General features: G+C 69.6%; 15 protein-coding genes. 12 read left to right on the top strand and 3 right to left on the bottom strand.

All coding sequences use genetic code 11. The annotated features are described in order from the left end of the window. Positions 1-35 precede the first annotated feature (35 nt). Both CCN37_RS00430 and CCN37_RS00425 read left to right on the top strand, forming a co-directional pair. Entirely contained in the window at positions 36-473 is a 438-nt protein-coding gene (locus tag CCN37_RS00430) for a DUF983 domain-containing protein (protein WP_086818581.1), read from the top strand. A 35-nt stretch (positions 474-508) separates the two neighbouring features. Then, positions 509-1,375 carry an Fpg/Nei family DNA glycosylase gene (locus CCN37_RS00425; RefSeq protein ID WP_086818580.1) on the top strand — a complete coding sequence of 289 codons (867 nt, stop codon included), beginning with the start codon at positions 509-511 and terminating at the stop codon, positions 1,373-1,375. A gap of 1 nt (position 1,376) precedes the next feature. Here CCN37_RS00425 and CCN37_RS00420 read toward each other — a convergent pair whose 3' ends face one another. Genes CCN37_RS00420 through CCN37_RS00410 form a run of 3 tightly spaced genes read right to left on the bottom strand, consistent with a single transcriptional unit; the run spans position 1,377 to position 4,160 of the window. After that, entirely contained in the window at positions 1,377-1,973 is a 597-nt protein-coding gene (locus tag CCN37_RS00420) for a lactate utilization protein C (protein ID WP_246842735.1), read from the bottom strand. A 22-nt stretch (positions 1,974-1,995) separates the two neighbouring features. Further along, entirely contained in the window at positions 1,996-3,426 is a 1,431-nt protein-coding gene (locus CCN37_RS00415) for a LutB/LldF family L-lactate oxidation iron-sulfur protein (protein WP_086818578.1), read from the bottom strand. Then, positions 3,408-4,160, bottom strand: coding sequence for a (Fe-S)-binding protein (locus CCN37_RS00410; RefSeq protein WP_086818618.1), 753 nt, complete (start codon positions 4,158-4,160; stop codon positions 3,408-3,410). The genes CCN37_RS00415 and CCN37_RS00410 overlap by 19 nt, the downstream gene beginning before the upstream one ends. 174 nt (positions 4,161-4,334) lie before the next feature. On the opposite strand from CCN37_RS00410, the gene CCN37_RS00405 reads away from it, so the two are divergent. The 10 genes from CCN37_RS00405 to CCN37_RS00360 all read left to right on the top strand — a co-directional run bounded on the left by CCN37_RS00405 (position 4,335) and on the right by CCN37_RS00360 (position 13,752). Beyond that, positions 4,335-5,516: a sensor histidine kinase gene (locus CCN37_RS00405; RefSeq protein ID WP_086818617.1), complete on the top strand. Its 1,182-nt coding sequence runs from the start codon at positions 4,335-4,337 to the stop codon at positions 5,514-5,516. A 21-nt stretch (positions 5,517-5,537) separates the two neighbouring features. Further along, positions 5,538-6,407, top strand: coding sequence for a S49 family peptidase (locus CCN37_RS00400; protein WP_086818577.1), 870 nt, complete (start codon positions 5,538-5,540; stop codon positions 6,405-6,407). Between the two features lie 140 nt (positions 6,408-6,547). Next, the gene (locus CCN37_RS00395; RefSeq protein WP_246842734.1) at positions 6,548-7,384 is read left to right on the top strand and encodes a LytTR family DNA-binding domain-containing protein; all 837 of its coding nucleotides are present in this window, start codon (positions 6,548-6,550) and stop codon (positions 7,382-7,384) included. Continuing rightward, positions 7,381-7,872 (top strand): hypothetical protein, encoded by a 492-nt coding sequence (locus CCN37_RS00390; RefSeq protein WP_086818576.1) that lies wholly within the window; start codon positions 7,381-7,383, stop codon positions 7,870-7,872. Before CCN37_RS00395 ends, CCN37_RS00390 begins: the two co-directional genes overlap by 4 nt. 16 nt (positions 7,873-7,888) lie before the next feature. Continuing rightward, on the top strand, positions 7,889-9,709 hold the full coding sequence (locus CCN37_RS00385; protein WP_086818575.1) for a cation acetate symporter: 1,821 nt from the start codon (positions 7,889-7,891) through the stop codon (positions 9,707-9,709). 177 nt (positions 9,710-9,886) lie between these two features. After that, on the top strand, positions 9,887-10,225 hold the full coding sequence (locus CCN37_RS00380) for a DUF485 domain-containing protein (RefSeq protein WP_371503558.1): 339 nt from the start codon (positions 9,887-9,889) through the stop codon (positions 10,223-10,225). Next, on the top strand, positions 10,222-11,853 hold the full coding sequence (locus CCN37_RS00375; RefSeq protein ID WP_086818573.1) for a cation acetate symporter: 1,632 nt from the start codon (positions 10,222-10,224) through the stop codon (positions 11,851-11,853). The genes CCN37_RS00380 and CCN37_RS00375 overlap by 4 nt, the downstream gene beginning before the upstream one ends. A 116-nt stretch (positions 11,854-11,969) precedes the next feature. Continuing rightward, a complete protein-coding gene (locus CCN37_RS00370; RefSeq protein WP_086818572.1) occupies positions 11,970-12,497 on the top strand; it encodes a SigE family RNA polymerase sigma factor in 528 nt (175 codons plus the stop codon). A gap of 13 nt (positions 12,498-12,510) precedes the next feature. Next, positions 12,511-13,377, top strand: a complete 867-nt coding sequence (locus tag CCN37_RS00365) for a hypothetical protein (protein WP_143261338.1) — start codon at positions 12,511-12,513, stop codon at positions 13,375-13,377. Between the two features lie 51 nt (positions 13,378-13,428). Beyond that, positions 13,429-13,752: a rhodanese-like domain-containing protein gene (locus tag CCN37_RS00360; protein WP_086818570.1), complete on the top strand. Its 324-nt coding sequence runs from the start codon at positions 13,429-13,431 to the stop codon at positions 13,750-13,752. The last annotated feature ends 2 nt before the right edge of the window (positions 13,753-13,754 follow it).

The following is a 13,754-nucleotide window of genomic DNA, read 5'->3' as shown; positions in this document are numbered from 1 at the left end:
CAGCGTGACCGGTGCCGACGGCTGAGGAGGCGCTGATGACGCGGTTGGTTCGAGGAGCGGACGGTCGGATGTGGACCGTGCGCACCCATATCGAGTGGTCGAACCCCGCAGGGGTCGACGAGTTCGAGCACGACGTCAACGCCGGACGGACCTCCGGGATCGTCATGGCCGTGATCGTCATGGGCTTGGTCGCCGTCCTGGTGGCGTGGACACCGAGCGACGTGGTCATCCCGTTCTGGCTGCTGCTGGCGCTGGCGATGCTCATCCTGTTCTTCCCGGCCCGCTGGGCGCTGCGCAGGCAGTGGACCGTGGTCGCGGAGACCCCCGGTGACCTCGAAGAGCACGGTCCCGAGCGCTGGGTCGGCGCGGTGCGCGGCATGATGGCCGCCCACCAGGAGACCACCAAGATCGCCAGGGACATCGAGGTCTACTCGACCCCCGCCGTCGACGGACCCCTCCAACCCATCGACTAGTCGCGGGGGCGCCCCGCCTGGGTCAGACTGGGCGGGTGCCTGAACTTCCCGAGGTCGAGGCACTCGCGCACCACCTGCGCGAGCACGCCACCGGATGCACCGTGAGCAGGGTCGACGTCGCGTCGTTGACCGTGCTCAAGACCGTCAGCCCGCCGTGGACGGCGCTGCACGGGCGCACCGTCACGGGCGCCGCGCGGCACGGCAAGTTCCTCGACCTGGACTGCGACGGCCTGCACCTGGTCACGCACCTGTCCAGGGCCGGCTGGCTGAGGTGGGCGGACACGCTCGCCGCCGCGCCGCCCCGGCCGGGCAAGGGACCGCTGGCGCTGCGCGTGCACCTCGGCCCGCCCGGTGAAGGCCCCGGGTTCGACCTGACCGAGGCCGGGACGCAGAAGCGGCTGGCGGTCTACATCGTCGAGGACCCGGCGACCGAGGTCCCGGGCATCGCCAGGCTCGGGCCGGACGCGCTCGCGATCACCAGGGACGAGTTCGCCGACCTGCTCAAGAACCGTTCGGAGCGGCTGAAGACCTTGCTCGTCGAGCAGTCCACGCTCGCGGGCGTCGGCAACGCGTACTCCGACGAGATCCTGCACACCGCGCGGCTCTCGCCCTACGCGACCAGCAAGAAGCTCAAGGACGACGCGATCGACGAGCTGTACGCGGCGCTGCGCAAGGTGCTCACCGACGCGGTGGAGCGCTCGGTCGGGCAGGCGGCGGCGCGGCTCAAGGGCGAGAAGCGCTCCGGGCTGCGCGTGCACGGGCGCGCGGGGATGCCGTGCCCGGTGTGCTCCGACACCGTCCGCGAGGTTTCCTTCGCCACCAAGGCTTTCCAGTACTGCCCGACCTGCCAGACCGGCGGCAAACCGCTGTCGGACCGGCGGATGGACCGGCTGCTGAAGTAGCTCAGTCCTGCACGATGATCACTTCGAGGGTGCGCGGACCGTGCACGCCCTCGACGCGGTCGAGCTCGATGTCGCTGGTGGCGGACGGACCGCTGATGAACGTCAGCGGACGGACGGGGTCCAGGCGCGCCAACGCTTCCGGCACCGTGCCGACCACCTGCTCCGCGCGGACGACGCACAAGTGGTAGTCCGGCAGCAGCGTCAGCGCGCGCCTGCCCTGGCCGACCCCGGCGTCGAGCACGATCGTGCCCGTCTCGGCGATGCCCACCGCGCAGGCGGTCAGCACGCCGTCGCTGGAGTCCATCGCGTCGATCGACAGCGGCGGGGAATCGCGCTGCCACTCCACATCGGGGCTCAGCCAGTCCTCCGGCAGATCGGTCGGGGCGATCATCCGACGTGCGCCACGGGCTTCGAGCAGGCCGTCGATCCACACCGTCAGCCGCTCGGCGCGGACGCGGTGCACGATCGCGCGGTAGTCGGCGACGCGCTCGGCGAAGACCTCGATCAGATCGCCGAGATCGCGGGAAACGTCGTACTCGCGGGGGATCGGCGCTGGTTGGGGGTTGTCGCGCAGGGCGCTCTTGATGCGGCGCAACACTTCGGCACGTGCAGCAGCTGAGCTAGCCACGGGTTCGCCTCCACCACGCGCGGAAGGATTCGGCTGGGGGAACGGGAAGATCGCGCGAGTCCGTCCACTTCGAGCCCGGCCACGGCAGCCTGCCGATGCGCCCGCCCTTCGCGACGAACCGGCCGAGCGAACCGGCGCGCTGCGCGGCTGCGAAGCGCTTGGGATCGCGCATCACCCACGCCAGCGCGGACATCGCGACCGCCTCCGGACCGCGTTTTCCCTTGCTGGACACCACTTTCCCGCGCAGGTGCACGAGGATCTTGGGGATGTCGATGCGCACCGGGCACGCGTCGAAACACGCTCCGCACAAGGACGACGCGAACGGCAGCGACGCGGTTTGCTTGTCCTGCAGGTTCCCCATGAGCTGCGGGGTGAGGATCGCGCCGATCGGACCGGGGTAGACCGAGCCGTAGGCGCCGCCACCCGTGCGCTCGTAGACCGGGCAGACGTTGAGGCACGCGGAGCACCGGATGCAGCGCAGCGCCGCGCGACCGACCTCGTCGGCCAGCGTCGCGGTCCTGCCGTTGTCCAGCAGCACCAGGTGGAACTCCTGCGGGCCGTCGCCGGGCGTGACGCCGGTCCACACCGAGGTGTACGGGTTCATCCGCTCCGCCGTCGAGGACCGGGGGAGCAGCTGGAGGAACACTTCGAGGTCGCGCCACGACGGCACGAGCTTCTCGATGCCCATCACGGTGATCAGCGTCTGCGGCAGGGTCAGGCACATGCGGCCGTTGCCCTCGGACTCCACGACGACGACCGAACCCGTGTCGGCGACGGCGAAGTTCGCACCGGACACGGCGACCTTGGCGGTGAGGAACTTCCGTCGCAGGTGCGCGCGTGCGGCCTCGGCGAGCTCGCGCGGCTCGTCGGTCAGGCCCTCGGGAGCGCCGGGCATCTCCCTGCGGAAGATCTCCCTGATCTCCGAGCGGTTGCGGTGGATCGCGGGGACCAGGATGTGCGACGGGCGGTCCTTGCCCAGCTGCACGATCAGCTCGGCGAGGTCGGTCTCGATCGGCGTGACCCCACCGGCTTCCAGCGCCTCGTTGAGCCCGATCTCCGCAGTGGCCATGGATTTGATCTTCACGACCTCGTCGGCGTCGGCTGCCCTGGTCAGCCGCAGCACGATCTCGTTGGCCTCGGCGGCGTCCCGCGCCCAGTGCACGATCCCGCCGCGCGCGGTCACCGACCGTTCGAGCCGTTCCAGGTAACTGTCCAAATTGGACAGAACCTCGTTCTTGATCGCCTCGCCCGCGCGGCGCAGGTCCTCCCAGTCCGGGAGCTCGCCGACAGCGAGCGCGCGCTTGCCCCGGATCGTCGTGGTGGCCTTGCGGAGGTTGCGGCGCAGCTGTGTGTCGGTGAGCGCTTTCTTCGCCGCGACCGGGAAAGCCGGGGTGCCGAGCCAGGTCACCGGGTTGCGCGCCACGGGTCCTCCTCCGTGCTGGCCAGGATTTCGGCGAGGTGGACGGGGCGAACACCGGTGCGCAGCCGCGACAGGCCACCACCGATGTGCATCAGGCAGGAGCTGTCCCCTGCGGTCACGACCTCCGCGCGCGTGGTCAGCACGCAGCTCATCTTGTCGCCGAGCATCGCCGTGGAGGTCTCGGCGTTCTTCATCGCGAACGTGCCGCCGAAACCGCAGCAGGAATCGGCCTCCGGCAGTTCCACCAGATCCAGTCCGCGCACGTTCTGCAGCAGGCGCAACGGTTTCTCACCGACCCCGAGCATGCGCAGCGAGTGGCACGTCGGGTGGTAGGTCACGCGGTGCGGGAAGTACGCGCCAACATCGGTCACGCCGAGCACGTCGACGAGGAACTCCGACAGTTCGTAGGTCCTGGCGATCGCAGGGGAGTTCGGCGAGCCCGTCAGATCGGGATAGACCTCGCGAACCATTCCCGTGCACGAACCGGAGGGTACGACGACCGCGTCGTAGCTGGCGAAGACGCGCGTGTAGTTGTCCGCAAGCGGCCGCGCCTGCTCGCGGTAGCCGGTGTTGAAGTGCATCTGCCCGCAACAGGTCTGGGCCTGCGGGAACTCCACGACGCAACCCAGCCGCTCCAGCAGGCGCACGGTGGCCTTGGCCGTCTCGGGGAAAAGCGTGTCGGCGAGGCAGGTCGCGAAGAGCGCGACTCGAACGGCTGTTCCATCGAGAGTTCGCACACCGGACACCCTCTCCCGGCGGTACCGTAATGTTCAACAGGAAGCACCGACCACATCGGGCACGCGCCGGGTTCATCCATTCGGCACAGTTTCAGTGCGCCAGGACAGTTGCCCTGCGGGGCCGTCACAGCGGAGCATGAGCGAGTGAGTGAGCTGCTCACCGACAGAGCAATCATGGGGAGTATCGCGGGCATAGCCGTGCTCGCGCTCTTCGTCATGCTCTGCCGCGCCCGCCGCGTCAGCACCTCCGTCGAGGACGCGACGCTGACCGCGCTGCACCGGGTCACCCAGGCGGCACCCGCGCTGCGCGAAGGACTTTCCGTGCGCTCGGCCGATCAGGCGACGCCGCACCTGCGCGAACTGCTGGCCTGCGTGGCGGTCGCGCTCGTCGACCCGGACGGCGAACCGCTGTCCTGGGCGGGCGAGGCGAACTACCACTTCGAGGACCTGCGCGACATCGTCGCCATCGCGGTGAACGACCGCAAACCCGCGCTGGCCAACCACGGCACCATGGACTGCGAGATCAACAAGTGCCCGATGCGGCACGCGGTCGCCTACCCGCTGGAGGTCGACGGCTCCATCGTCGGCGCGATGGTCGTGGTGGCGGGCATCGGCGGCAAACGTCTGCTGCGCGCCGCCGAGGAGGGCGCGCGCTACGTGGTCACCCAGCTCGAACTCTCCGAGCTCCAGGAGTCCCGCGAGCGGCTGGCCATTGCCGAGGTCCGCGCGCTGCGGGCGCAGATCTCACCGCACTTCATCTACAACGCGCTGACCACGATCTCCTCGCTGGTGCGCACCGATCCCTCGCAGGCCCGGGACCTGTTGCAGGAGTTCGCGGAGTTCACCCGCTACTCCTTCCGCAACGCCGGGCCGTACGTGACGCTGGCCGACGAGCTGCGCAACATCGACCGCTACCTGACGCTGGAGCGCGCCCGCTACGGCAACGACCGGCTCAACGTGAAGCTCCAGATCGCGCCGGAGGTGCTGCCCGTCGTCGTGCCGTTCCTGACGCTGCAACCGCTGGTGGAGAACGCGGTGCGGCACGGCCTGGCCAGCAAGCCGGGCGGCGGGACGGTCACGGTCGCCGCGATCGACGACGGCGCGGAAGCGATGATCAGCGTCGAGGACGACGGCGTCGGCATGGACCCGCAGCGGCTGCGCGAGGCCACCGACAACGCCCACATGACCGGCGCGCACGTCGGTCTCGGCAACGTCGACGACCGGCTGCGCAGGGCCTTCGGTAACGACTACGGCCTGGTCGTGGAGACCAACCTCAACGCGGGCACCAAGGTCGTGCTGCGGGTGCCGAAGTTCGCCGTCGGCGTGCACGCGCCGCCGCCCGCGCCCGTGGGCTGATCCTTCCGTAGGGTCGAGGTCATGAGCGTGACCGAGAAGCTGGCCGCCCGACTGCCCATCCTCGGCAACCAGGGTGATCGCGCACCCGTCGTCGCCGTCGTCCGCCTGCACGGGGTGATCACCCCCAACCCGTCGCCGATGGCACGGGGCGCGCTCAACCTGCAGAGCCTGGAGTCCGCGCTGACCAAGGCCTTCGACCACGACCGGCTCGCCGCGGTGGCGCTGCTGATCAACTCACCCGGCGGCTCGCCGACGCAGTCCGCGCTGATCGCCGGGCGCATCCGCGAGCTGGCGGAGGAGAAGAAGGTGCCGGTGCTGGCCTTCTGCGAGGACGCGGCGGCCTCCGGCGGGTACTGGCTGGCCTGCGCGGCCGACGAGATCTACGCGTGCGGCACCTCGATGGTCGGCTCCATCGGTGTGATCAACTCCGGCTTCGGGCTGGAGAACGTCCTGGAGCGCTTCGGCGTGCAGCGGCGGCTGCACACCGCTGGCACCAACAAGTCCAGGCTCGACCCGTTCAGCCCGGAGAAGGCCGAGGACGTCGCGTGGTTGCGCGGCATGCTCGACCAGCTCCACGAGCAGTTCACCGACTGGGTGAAGCAGCGGCGCGGGAACAAGCTGCGCGGCACCGACGAGGAGCTGTTCAACGGCGAGGTCTGGCTCGGCGCCAAGGCGGCCGAACTCGGGCTGATCGACGGCGTCGGCACGCTGCGCCAGGTGGTCACCAAGCGCTGGAAGGGCGCGGAGATCACGGTGACCGAGCCGAAGAAACCGCTGCTCGCCAAGCTCGGCATCGGCGCGAGCGCGCTGTTCGGCTCCCCGGCGGACAAGGTCCTCGGCGCCGTGGAGGTCGTCGAGCACCGCGCGTGGTGGTCCCGACTGGGCCTGTAACCCCAGGGCTCGTAACGGTGTGGTGCAGCGGTGGCGCGGGATGACCGTGTGTTGGGCTAACGTCTGCGATCTGTCACCCTGTTGTCCCGACACTGGTCGTGGACATCAGACCTGGGCGATCGGCAGGATATGGCGTCACTGTGAGTACGAACGGAAAGCCAGCGGGGCTCATCGTCTTGGCCATCGACGATGAGCCCAACAACCTGGACGAGATCGGGTACCTGCTGGACTCCAACCCGCGGGTGCGGCGAGTGCTGTTGGCCGGCGACGCCACCGAGGCGCTGAGCATCCTGCGCGGAGCCGATGCCGAGGTGCACCACCGGCTGCGCAACGGCATCGCGCCGGTCGACGCCGTCTTCGCCGACATCCAGATGCCCGGCCTGTCCGGGATGGAGCTGGCCAGGCTGATGGTCGGCGTGCAGCCCGCCCCCGCGCTGGTGTTCATCACCGGCTTCGAGGAGTACGCGCTGGGCGCCTACGAGCTGGGCGCGCTGGACTACATCGTGAAGCCGCCGCGCGAGGACCGCATCGAGCGCGTGCTCGGGCTGGTCGAGCGCACGCAGCTGACCGCCCAGCTGGAGACCGCTGCCGCCGCCGTCGCGGAGCCGGTGGAGGAGGAGGTCATCCCGGTCGAGCTGGCCGGGACGACCAAGCTCATCCCGCGCTCCTCGGTGCGGTGGGTGGAGGCCCAGGGCGACTACGCGCGGCTGCACACCTCCGACGGCAGCAGCCACCTGGTGCGCATCCCGCTGGCGCAGCTGGAGGAGAAGTGGGCTGACGCGGGCTTCGTCCGCATCCACCGCTCGTACCTGGTCGCGCTGCCGCTGATCACCGAGCTGAAGATGGTGTCATCCGGCTACACGGTCCGGCTGGGCAACGAGGCGGGAGCGCCCGAGCTGCCGGTCAGCCGCAGGCACACCAGGGAGCTGAAGGACCGCCTGGTCCGCGCGCCCAAGAACAACTGGGGCCAGCGGTGAGCTTCCCGCACGGCCAGGACCCCCTTGACGGGCTGGGCCCTGGCGGGCAGGAGCACACGCGCAACGGGCAGGCCGAGCACGAGGACGCCGTCGAGGACCCGACCTACCCGCTGCGCGGCAAGCGGCGGGTGAAGGTCGTGCTCGCCGAACGGCGCGGCGCGCGGCGCATCCTGCGACCGATGGCGCAGCTGGAGGGCCAGGACACCCCGATCGCGGAGAGCGTGGTCAAGGAGCTGGTCCGCAGGCAGCTCAAGATCGCGATCTCGCTGGCCGGCTTGGTGCTGGCGCTCTACGCGGGGCTGCCGGTGCTGTTCGTGATGGTCCCGGAGATCGGCGAGGCCGTGATCTTCGGCATCCGGCTGCCGTGGCTGCTCGTCGGCGGGCTCGCCTACCCCTTCATGGTCGTCGTCGGGATGTTCTTCAACCGCGCCGTCGAGCGCAACGAGGCGAAGTTCGCCAACCAGTACACCGGCATGGTCGAAGACTGAAGGCCAGGCGGACGCGATGGTGCAGAACAACTGGGCGCTGGGCGGGGTCATCCTCGCGATGGCGCTCACCATCGGCGTCGGTGTCTACGGCGGTCGCAGGTCCAAGACCACGCCGGACTTCCTCGTCGCGGGCCGGACGATCAAGCCGCACGCCAACGCCGCGGCCATCGCGGGCGAGTACCTCTCGGCCGCCTCCTTCCTCGGCGTCGCCGGGCTGGTGTTCACCAAGGGCGCCACGGGTCTCTGGTACCCCTTCGGCTACGCGGGCGGCTACCTCGCGCTGCTGCTGTTCGTGGCCGCGCCGCTGCGCCGCTCGGGCGCGTACACGGTGCCGGACTTCGCTGAAGCGCGGTTGAGCTCGACCGCGCTGCGCAAGCTGTGCACGGCGGTCGTCGTGCTGCTCGGCTGGTGGTACCTGGTGCCGCAGTTCCAGAGCGCCGGGCTGACGCTGTCCACCTTCACCGGCGTGCCCGCGTGGCTGGGCGGGCTCGCGGTCGCCATCACCGTCACGATCAACGTGGTCGGCGGCGGTATGCGGGCGATCACCCTGGTCCAGGCGTTCCAGTACTACCTGAAGCTGTTCGCGCTGGCGTTCCCGGCGTTCGTGCTGTTCTTCGTCTTCCTCGGCGACGACAGGGCCGACTACCGCTCGCTGTCCGAACCGCTGCCTCCCGCGTTCGCCAGGGAGACCACGATCGACGTGAAGACCGCGGTGCGGCTCCAGGTCTCGCAGGCGGTCTCGCTCAAGGCGCGCGGCTCCATCGACGGGGCCCCGGTCGACGGCGGAGCGATCTGGGCGGCGGGCACCGTCAAGTCGGTCGACAAGGGCACCCAGCTGATCTTCCCGGCCGGTGCCCCGGTCCCGTCGGTCACCACCGCCGCCGCCGACAACGCCAGCTGGCTGCGGCCGATGTCCAGCGGGTGGCCGCAGGTGCTGGAGATCTGGTCGCTGATGTTCGCGACGTTCTTCGGCACGATGGGGCTGCCGCACGTCCTGGTCCGCTTCTACACCAACCCGGACGGCTCGTCGGCGCGCACGACCACGCTCTACGTGCTCGTCCTGGTCGGCGGCTTCTACCTGTTCTCGCTGATCTTCGCGGGGCTCTCGCGGTTGTACGTGCCGGAGTTGCTGGTCACCGGCCAGGACAACGCGGCCGTGCTGCTGCTGCCGAGCGCGATGCTGAACAACTGGTTCGGCCAGCTGCTGGCGGCGCTGACCGCGGCGGGGGCGTTCGCGGCCTTCCTGTCGACCTCCTCCGGCCTGCTGGTCAGCGTGGCGGGCGTGCTCTCGACGGACGTGCTGCCGGGACGCGTGCGGGACTTCCGGCTGGCGACGGTGTTCGGCTCGCTGGTGCCGATCGTGTGCGCGCTGCTGTTCCCCAACCTCGGCGCCGCGCAGTCGGTCGGCCTCGCGCTGTGCTTCGCGGCCTCCACGTTCTGCCCGCTGCTGATCCTGGGCATCTGGTACCGGGGGCTCACCCCGTTCGGCGCCACCATGGGCATCCTCACCGGCGGCGGGGTCGTGCTCGCCTCCACCGCCTACGTCCTGCTCACCACCTCGACCAGCGGCTGGGTGAACTCGCTCGTCGCGCAGCCCGGGATGATCAGCGTCCCGCTGTCGTTCCTGTCGATGTGGTTCTTCAGCAAGCTGTCCTACCGCAGCGTGCCCAAGGACGTCTCCCAGGTGATGCTGCGGATGCACGCCCCCGATCGACTGGGATTCACGAAGGACCGCGACGTCCAGCACTTCGGGAACCAGGCCCAGCCACCCGTCGACGTGTCCAAGCGGACCTCGACGACGATCACCGGCTGGGCAAGTCGGCGGCAGCGCAAGTAGAGCGCTTTCCAGCTGATCAGGTCCCTTCTCGGGTCCGTTCGGACCAGTCGTTTCATCCGGTCGTCGACCAATCGGCCCGACCATCCCAACGATTGGGCACGTCCCGTTTATGAGTGACGCAGCTCTCGGATACGGTCCCCGGAAAACATGAACATCCCACCAGAACGGGGAGGTTCCGTGAGTTCCACTGAGCGGTCTGAGCCCGACCAGGAGGTCTGGGCCGCCATGCAGGCCAGCCCGGAGTTCGGCGACCTGCGTCGCCGGCTGCGGCGGTTCGTCTTCCCGATGACCGCGCTGTTCCTCGGCTGGTACCTGCTCTACGTGATCCTGGCGGACTACGCGCACGGCTTCATGAGCATCAAGGTGATCGGCAACATCAACATCGGCCTGGTGCTCGGCCTGCTGCAGTTCGTCTCCACCTTCCTCATCACCACGCTGTACGTGCGGCACGCGAACAAGAACCTCGACCCGCTGGCCGAGGACCTGCGGCGCAGGGTCGAGAAGGAGGACGCGTGAACCTCGCGCAGACCGTCGCGGGATCACCGTGGCTGAACATCAGCATCTTCGCCGCCTTCGTGGTGATCACGCTCGTGGTGGTGTTCCGGGCGAGCAAGAACACCAAGTCCGCCGCCGACTACTACGCGGCCGGGCGGGCGTTCACCGGGCCGCAGAACGGCATCGCCATCGCCGGTGACTACCTCTCGGCGGCGTCCTTCCTCGGCATCGCGGGCGCCATCGCGCTCAACGGCTACGACGGCTTCATGTACTCCATCGGCTTCCTGGTGGCGTGGCTGGTGGCGTTGCTGCTGGTCGCGGAGCTGCTGCGGAACACCGGCAAGTACACGATGGCCGACGTGCTCAGCTTCCGGATGCGCCAGCGCCCGGTGCGCACCGCCGCGGCGATCTCCACCCTCGCGGTGTCCTTCTTCTACCTGCTCGCGCAGATGGCGGGGGCCGGCGGCCTGATCGCACTGCTGCTCGGCGTCACCGACAGCTGGGCGCAGGCGGGCGTGATCGCGGTCGTCGGCGTCCTGATGATCATCTACGTGCTGATCGGCGGGATGAAGGGCACCACGTGGGTGCAGATCATCAAGGCGGTCCTGCTGATCACCGGCGCCGCCGTGATGACGCTGTGGGTGCTCGCCCAGTACGGGGTGAACCTGTCCTCGCTGCTCGGCGCGGCCGTGGAGAACAGCCCGAAGGTGGGCGAGAAGCTGCTCAACCCGGGTCTGCAGTACGGCAAGACCGGGCTCACCCAGCTGGACTTCCTCTCGCTCGGCCTCGCGCTGGTGCTCGGCACCGCGGGCCTGCCGCACATCCTGATGCGCTTCTACACCGTGCCCACGGCCAAGGAGGCCCGCCGCTCGGTGGTCTGGGCGATCTGGCTGATCGGCATCTTCTACCTGTTCACGCTGGTCCTCGGCTACGGCGCGGCAGCGATCGTCGGCCCCGACAAGATCAAGGCGGCTCCCGGAGCGGCGAACTCGGCCGCCCCGCTGCTGGCCTACGAGCTGGGCGGAACGCTGCTGCTCGGCCTGATCGCCGCGGTCGCCTTCGCCACGATCCTCGCGGTCGTCGCGGGCCTGACGATCACGGCGGCGGCCTCCTTCGCGCACGACATCTACGCCAACGTGATCAAGAGGGGCGTGGTCGAGGACAAGAACGCCGAGGTCAGGGTCGCCCGCAGGACCGCGGTGGTCATCGGCGTGCTGTCCATCCTCGGCGGCATCCTGGCCAACGGGCAGAACATCGCGTTCCTGGTCGCGCTGGCCTTCGCGGTCGCGGCGTCGGCGAACCTGCCGACCATCCTGTACTCACTGTTCTGGAAGCGGTTCAACACCGCGGGCGCGCTGTGGAGCATCTACGGCGGTCTGACCGTCACGGTGGTGCTGATCGTGTTCTCGCCGGTGGTCTCCGGCAAGCCCGTCGACCCGGTGACCGGCAAGAGCGCCTCGATGATCCAGGGCGTCGACTTCCACTGGTTCCCGCTGGACAACCCGGGCCTGGTCTCGATCCCGCTGTCCTTCCTGCTCGGCTACCTCGGCACGGTGCTGAGCAAGGAGAAGGCGAACGCGGCCAAGTACGCGGAGATGGAGGTGCGCGCGCTCACCGGCGCGGGCGCCGAGAAGGCCGTCGACCACTGAGTTCGCCGTGCCGATGCGGCCCCGTCAGCACTCGCTGACGGGGCCGCCTCACGTTTGCAACCCCACGGGCGGCCGTCGCGTATTACCGGGTGACGACACGGCGGAGGAGGAACGGGTTGACGCGGCGCGACGACGAGTTCGCCGAGTTCTTCTCGGCGAGGTTCGACTTCGCCAGACGCATCGCGTACGCGCTGTGCGGCAACTGGAACGAGGCCGAGGAGCTGGCCCAGAACGCCTTCGTCAAGGTTTACGCGCACTGGCGCCGGGTTCGGTCCGAGACAGCCGACGCCTACCTGCGAACCGTGCTGACCAGGACCTTCCTCGACACCAAGCGGAGGGGCCGGGCACGGGAAGAGCCCACCGAGTCACCACCGGAGCGTCCGGTGGTCCAGGACACCGGCGCGATCGAGGACCGGCCCGCGCTGCTCGCCGCGTTGCAGAAGGTGCCGCCACGCCAACGTGCGGTCATCGTGCTCCGATTCATCCAGGATCTGTCCGTTGAGCAGGTTGCGGACGTGCTCGGCTGTACGACGGGCACCGTCAAGAGCCAGACATCACGAGGGCTGCAAGCCCTTCGCCAGGCGTACGGTCCCGGCGACGGAAACACACCTGCGTTGCACCCGGCGACGCGGGCGGGCTGCTGAGGAGGTGATCGACATGTGGGATGACGAACAGGACCTGCGTGCGGCGCTGCAGCGCGTCGTCGACGGCGCGGCGCCACCACCGGCAACCAGGGTGGAGGAGGTGATCCGCAGGGGCCGCAGACGCGTGCTGATCACCAGGATCGGCACCGTCGCCAGCGCGATCGTCGCCGTGGTCGGGATCGGCGTCGGCGCGTCGGCGCTCGGCAACCTCGGTCTCGGCGCGGACGGGGAGCGGCTGCCGCCAGCGGGCCCCGCCGTCTCCACCCCGCCGGTGCCGATGCCGGAGTCGCCGCGCCCCGGCTGGACCGTGCACGAGCCGACCTACGTCTCGCCCGCGCCCACCTCGAAGTACCCGGACGCGCGCGTCGCCCCGTGCCAGCAGATCACCCTGCCAGCGGCCAGCGGGCGCGAGGTGCTGCCGGAGGAGATGTACCTCCCGGTGCTGCTCAACGGGCTCTCCAAGCACTACCAGGGCGACTCGGTCCAAGTGATCAGCAAAACGTGGGTCAACGTCAACCGCGGCCTCGCCGAAGTCGCGGTCCACAGCAAGGACAGGAAGCTCCAGCGCACGTTCTCGCTGTCGGCCGGCCGTTACGGCGGGCCGCTGGCGCAGGCCGCCGAGTACTACGCCTCGGCCGTCACCGGCGGCTGCGCGCAGAAGATGCACTGGCTGAACCTGCCCGGTGGTGCCGTCGTGCAGGCCTCCAGCGAGGGGCTGCGCGCGTTCACGCCGTCCGGTCGCTGGTACCAGATCAACGGCTACGAGATGTCGCTCGCTTTCCGCACCGCGACGCCGAACGAGGGGCGCAAGCCGGATCTCACCCCGCTGCCGGAGAACGTGATCGTCGACCTGCTCAGCAACCTCGCGGCACTGGGCTAGGTTCACTGCGGCGATACGCGGTGGCATGGCAGCATCTGCGGTGTGAACCCCATGCAGGTGCCCACGGCCGACGTGACCGAGCTCGGTGCGGACGTGAAGCTGCTCGACGTCCGCGAGCACGACGAGTGGAACGCGGGCCACGCCCCCGGCGCGCTGCACATCCCACTGGGTGAGCTGGCCGAACGCCTCGCCGACCTGCCGGAGGACGGCGAGCTGCACGTGGTCTGCCGGATGGGCGGCCGCTCCGCGCGGGCGGTGGCCTTCCTCAACCAGAACGGGTGGGACGCGATCAACGTGGCCGGTGGCATGCAGCGCTGGCAGGCGGTGGGCAAGCCCCTCGTCGCCGACTCCGGCGCCGAGCCCGAGGTGATCTGAGC

Source organism: Allokutzneria sp. NRRL B-24872 (assembly GCF_002155965.1).
Taxonomy (GTDB): domain Bacteria; phylum Actinomycetota; class Actinomycetes; order Mycobacteriales; family Pseudonocardiaceae; genus Allokutzneria.
This window is presented reverse-complemented; position numbering and strand designations above follow the sequence as displayed.